Source organism: Mangrovicoccus sp. HB161399, from assembly GCF_013184745.1.
Classification (GTDB): Bacteria; Pseudomonadota; Alphaproteobacteria; order Rhodobacterales; family Rhodobacteraceae; genus Mangrovicoccus.
Map to the genome: position 1 here is coordinate 1 of NZ_JAATVU010000210.1, position 1,893 is coordinate 1,893.

4 protein-coding genes are annotated in these 1,893 nt (G+C 70.9%); all 4 read right to left on the reverse strand.

Features of this window, described 5'->3' with window-relative positions; genetic code table 11:
- Window positions 1–104: 104 nt before the first annotated feature.
- Window positions 105–935: a peptidoglycan-binding protein gene (locus HCC78_RS32315; protein ID WP_172332783.1), complete on the reverse strand. Its 831-nt coding sequence runs from the start codon at window positions 933–935 to the stop codon at window positions 105–107.
- Complete coding sequence (locus HCC78_RS32320) at window positions 932–1,216, reverse strand: hypothetical protein (RefSeq protein ID WP_172332784.1); 285 nt, start codon at window positions 1,214–1,216, stop codon at window positions 932–934. Before HCC78_RS32320 ends, HCC78_RS32315 begins: the two co-directional genes overlap by 4 nt.
- Before the next feature lie 18 nt (window positions 1,217–1,234).
- Window positions 1,235–1,564: a hypothetical protein gene (locus HCC78_RS32325; protein ID WP_172332785.1), complete on the reverse strand. Its 330-nt coding sequence runs from the start codon at window positions 1,562–1,564 to the stop codon at window positions 1,235–1,237.
- A 4-nt stretch (window positions 1,565–1,568) separates the two neighbouring features.
- Window positions 1,569–1,893, reverse strand: a 325-nt coding sequence (locus HCC78_RS32330; RefSeq protein WP_172332786.1) for a hypothetical protein, incomplete at its 5' end; no start/stop codon positions are given.

The following is a 1,893-nucleotide window of genomic DNA, read 5'->3' on the forward strand; positions in this document are numbered from 1 at the left end:
CGGTGACCACCCATCCGGCCGGCAGCGCCTGCCCGCCGCCCATGTCGACGGACTGGATCCGGAGCGTCGTGCCCCGCACCTGCTTTTCCATTCTGAACCCCATGTCAGTAGCCGCGCGTGGCCGCCTGGACGTGCATCCAGTCGTAGTCCCGGGCCCGTCCCAAGCTGCACCAGCCCTCGGACTCCCAGGCGCTCCAGAACGGCACCGCGTCGCGCTGCGCGAGCCGGGCCGTCCGCTTGTCTGAGCGCAGCGCGTTGCGCACCGGGTCGAAGTCGATGGAGATGCCCCAGCTGTGGAGGCTGTGGCGGTCGGCGCCGCGCATCTTGCGGGGGGCATAGTCGCCGCCGAAGAGGTCGATCCCGAGGTCGCGGATCTCGGCCTCGGTGTAGCTCGACGCGATCCGGCCGAGCGCGCGGGCGGCGCTGTCCGCGGCCTTCTCGTGGATCCAGAGGAAGGACCGCGTGGCCGAGGTGTTCCAGGCCAGCCGCATCACCCACGGCACAGGCACCTGCACCAGCGGCGGGCGGTAGCCGCCGGAGCGCCCGGCGATCCCGTAGAAGGCGACCAGCTCCTGCTGCCCGCGGGTCTCGACCGGGAAGGCCGGGCGCTCGGCGTCCAGCCGGTCGCGCCAGAGCGGATCGGCCGCGCCCGTCATCACCTCGACCGCTGCCGCGGTGCGCGGCCCCCACCAGCCATCGACCGGCCCCGGGTCGCGCCCGTTCTCGCGCGCCTCGATCTGCAGGAACGCCGCCATCAGCCGCTCGTCCGGCAGGTCTGGCCAGAAGTCTGGCAGGTCTGCCTCGTGGTCATAGGCCCAGCCCATCAGCGCGCCGTTGGTGTCAGGGCCGATCAGCCCGTCATCGGCAAGATCCGGGTCGCCCGCGCGCAGCTGCCGCTGCGCCCAGGCGATGACATCGCGCGGGATCGGGATCACTTGAGCAGTCCCCGCGCGATGGAGGCGATCTTCTCGGTGACCGGCGCCGAGGTCACGGCGGCCATCAGCGCGCCCTGCACGTTCGCGTCGGTCAGGCTGATCGCGCGCTGCGGCGCCTTGCGCTGCCAGAGCGCCGCGCCGGTCAGCACGGCGGTGACCAGCTGCGAAGCGAGGTCGGCATAGGCCACGTCGATCTCGCGGCCGAGGATGGAGGACAGGACGGCGAAGAGCGCAAGCCAGCTGCTCCGCGCCTTCCAGAAGGCGAGCGGTTCGAGGTTCATCTGGTTCTCCGTTTGTGGTCAGGGATGCTCGGCAGAGAGGCCCTTCCGGACCTCGCGCAGCTCGATCAGGATGGCGGCCAGGGTCTGGTCCATCCCGTCGAGCCGTTGTGTGACGCGGGCAATCGTCAGCTGCCCGGCCTGCAGCGCGGTACGCTGCTCACGGATGTCGGCGTTGGTCACGCCCAGGGCGACCTCGATCCGCCGGATGTCCGCGGCGTTGCGCGCCGTCTGCTCGCTGGTTTTCACCGCGAAGACGATGCCCGCGCCCAGCATGGCGATCAGAGTCAGGATCGGGATGGTCCCGTTCAGCCTCAGCTGGCCCTCGTCCGTCCGTTCTATCAGGGCCATGAGGTCAGGCCGTGGCGTAGAGCGGCACCGTCACGGCGCCATCGGCCCAGGCTTCCGCGGCCGGGAAGCAGGAGGCCTGCGGCGCGTCCTGCGCGATCGGCAGCATCACCAGCGCTTCCAGAGCGCCCTCGTCGCGCCGCGCCGACAGCAGCCATGCGGAAGCCAGTTCAGCGGCCTCGCCGTCGGCAAGCCCGGAAAGGTCATGGCTTTCGGCCCAGGCGGTGGTGCCGTCTGCTGCCAGCCCGGCAAGATCCATGACGTCGCCGGTGATCGAGACGGCGGTGAGGCGGCGGAGGTCGCCGGGGACCAGCACAATCGGGGAAAACTTG